This window comes from Streptomyces sp. 5-10 (genome assembly GCF_014712245.1).
Taxonomy (GTDB): domain Bacteria; phylum Actinomycetota; class Actinomycetes; order Streptomycetales; family Streptomycetaceae; genus Streptomyces; species Streptomyces violaceusniger.
The window spans coordinates 178,122-181,497 of sequence record NZ_JACVYG010000013.1 but is presented as its reverse complement, the minus strand read 5'-3'; the positions used below and the strand labels follow the sequence as shown (position 1 = coordinate 181,497).

1 rRNA gene (running past one end of the window) is annotated in these 3,376 nt (G+C 56.5%); it reads right to left on the bottom strand.

What is annotated here, in order from left to right:
• Positions 1-153: 153 nt before the first annotated feature.
• A 23S ribosomal RNA gene (locus IEJ02_RS18070) occupies positions 154-3,376 on the bottom strand (it continues 346 nt past the right edge of the window).

Sequence of the window (3,376 nt, the reverse complement as noted above, 5' to 3'; positions counted from 1 at the left end):
TCGGAATGTAACCGGGCGTTTCCCTAACGCAATGACCACCGAAACCCTATCGGGTTCTAGCGAACAAGCACACTCTTCAATTAAGTAAAGTGGAACTGATTCACCGGTGCGACTGTTCGCAACCCGGGAACCACACAGTGGACGCGAGCATCTGAGGACAAGCCCTCGGCCTATTAGTACCAGTCAACTCCACCGGTCACCCGGCTTCCATATCTGGCCTATCAACCCAGTCGTCTACTGGGAGCCTTAACCCATCAAGTGGGTGGGAGCCCTCATCTCGAAGCAGGCTTCCCGCTTAGATGCTTTCAGCGGTTATCCCTCCCGAACGTAGCCAACCAGCCATGCCCTTGGCAGAACAACTGGCACACCAGAGGTTCGTCCGTCCCGGTCCTCTCGTACTAGGGACAGCCCTTCTCAAGACTCCTACGCGCACAGCGGATAGGGACCGAACTGTCTCACGACGTTCTAAACCCAGCTCGCGTACCGCTTTAATGGGCGAACAGCCCAACCCTTGGGACCGACTCCAGCCCCAGGATGCGACGAGCCGACATCGAGGTGCCAAACCATCCCGTCGATATGGACTCTTGGGGAAGATCAGCCTGTTATCCCCGGGGTACCTTTTATCCGTTGAGCGACGGCGCTTCCACAAGCCACCGCCGGATCACTAGTCCCGACTTTCGTCCCTGCTCGACCCGTCGGTCTCACAGTCAAGCTCCCTTGTGCACTTACACTCAACACCTGATTGCCAACCAGGCTGAGGGAACCTTTGGGCGCCTCCGTTACCCTTTAGGAGGCAACCGCCCCAGTTAAACTACCCACCAGACACTGTCCCTGATCCGGATCACGGACCCAGGTTAGACATCCAGCACGACCAGAGTGGTATTTCAACAACGACTCCACACTAACTGGCGTCAGCGCTTCACAGTCTCCCACCTATCCTACACAAGCCGAACCGAACACCAATATCAAGCTATAGTAAAGGTCCCGGGGTCTTTCCGTCCTGCTGCGCGAAACGAGCATCTTTACTCGTAATGCAATTTCACCGGGCCTATGGTTGAGACAGTCGAGAAGTCGTTACGCCATTCGTGCAGGTCGGAACTTACCCGACAAGGAATTTCGCTACCTTAGGATGGTTATAGTTACCACCGCCGTTTACTGGCGCTTAAGTTCTCAGCTTCGCGGAATCGAAACCCCACTAACCGGTCCCCTTAACGTTCCAGCACCGGGCAGGCGTCAGTCCGTATACATCGCCTTACGGCTTCGCACGGACCTGTGTTTTTAGTAAACAGTCGCTTNGGCTTCGCACGGACCTGTGTTTTTAGTAAACAGTCGCTTCTCGCTGGTCTCTGCGGCCACCACCAGCTCAAGGAGCAAGTCCCATCACCAGCAATGGCCCCCCTTCTCCCGAAGTTACGGGGGCATTTTGCCGAGTTCCTTAACCATAGTTCACCCGAACGCCTCGGTATTCTCTACCTGACCACCTGAGTCGGTTTAGGGTACGGGCCGCCATGAAACTCGCTAGAGGCTTTTCTCGACAGCATAGGATCATCCACTTCACCACAATCGGCTCGGCATCAGGTCTCACCCTTACATGAGGGACGGATTTACCTACCCCTCGGGNTTAGGGTACGGGCCGCCATGAAACTCGCTAGAGGCTTTTCTCGACAGCATAGGATCATCCACTTCACCACAATCGGCTCGGCATCAGGTCTCAGACACATGCAAGGCGGATTTGCCTACCTTACGTCCTACACCCTTACCCCGGGACAACCACCGCCCGGGCTGGACTACCTTCCTGCGTCACCCCATCACTCACCTACTACAAGTCTGGTNTTCTCGACAGCATAGGATCATCCACTTCACCACAATCGGCTCGGCATCAGGTCTCAGACACATGCAAGGCGGATTTGCCTACCTTACGTCCTACACCCTTACCCCGGGACAACCACCGCCCGGGCTGGACTACCTTCCTGCGTCACCCCATCACTTACCTACTACCACCTTGGGCCGGCGGCTCCACCACTCCCCTTCACCCGAAGGATCCAGGGCGGCTTCACGGCCTTAGCATCAGAGGATTCGATACTGGGCGTNNNTACTACCACCTTGGGCCGGCGGCTCCACCACTCCCCTTCACCCGAAGGATCCAGGGCGGCTTCACGGCCTTAGCATCAGAGGATTCGATACTGGGCGTTTCAAAGCGGGTACCGGAATATCAACCGGTTGTCCATCGACTACGCCTGTCGGCCTCGCCTTAGGTCCCGACTTACCCTGGGCAGATCAGCTTGACCCAGGAACCCTTAGTCAATCGGCGCACACGTTTCCCACGTGTGTATCGCTACTCATGCCTGCATTCTCACTCGTGAACCATCCACAACTCGCTTACACGGCTGCTTCACCCGGCACACGACGCTCCCCTACCCATCACAACGGCCGTTAAGCCTNNNCGCTACTCATGCCTGCATTCTCACTCGTGAACCATCCACAACTCGCTTACACGGCTGCTTCACCCGGCACACGACGCTCCCCTACCCATCACAACGGCCGTTAAGCCTCATGCTGCAATGACACGACTTCGGCGGTACGCTTGAGCCCCGCTACATTGTCGGCGCGGAATCACTTGACCAGTGAGCTATTACGCACTCTTTCAAGGATGGCTGCTTCTAAGCCAACCTCCTGGTTGTCTCTGCGACTCCACATCCTTTCCCACTTAGCGTACGCTTAGGGGCCTTAGTCGATGCTCTGGGCTGTTTCCCTCTCGACCATGGAGCTTATCCCCCACAGTCTCACTGCCGCGCTCTCACTTACCGGCATTCGGAGTTTGGCTAAGGTCAGTAACCCGGTAGGGCCCATCGCCTATCCAGTGCTCTACCTCCGGCAAGAAACACACGACGCTGCACCTAAATGCATTTCGGGGAGAACCAGCTATCACGGAGTTTGATTGGCCTTTCACCCCTAACCACAGGTCATCCCCCAGGTTTTCAACCCTGGTGGGTTCGGTCCTCCACGAAGTCTTACCTCCGCTTCAACCTGCCCATGGCTAGATCACTCCGCTTCGGGTCTTGAGCGCGCTACTAAACCGCCCTATTCGGACTCGCTTTCGCTACGGCTTCCCCACACGGGTTAACCTCGCAACACACCGCAAACTCGCAGGCTCATTCTTCAAAAGGCACGCAGTCACGAGACACCAGCAAGCTGATGTCCGACGCTCCCACGGCTTGTAGGCACACGGTTTCAGGTACTATTTCACTCCGCTCCCGCGGTACTTTTCACCATTCCCTCACGGTACTATCCGCTATCGGTCACCAGGGAATATTTAGGCTTAGCGGGTGGTCCCGCCAGATTCACACGGGATTTCTCGGGCCCCGTGCTACTTGGG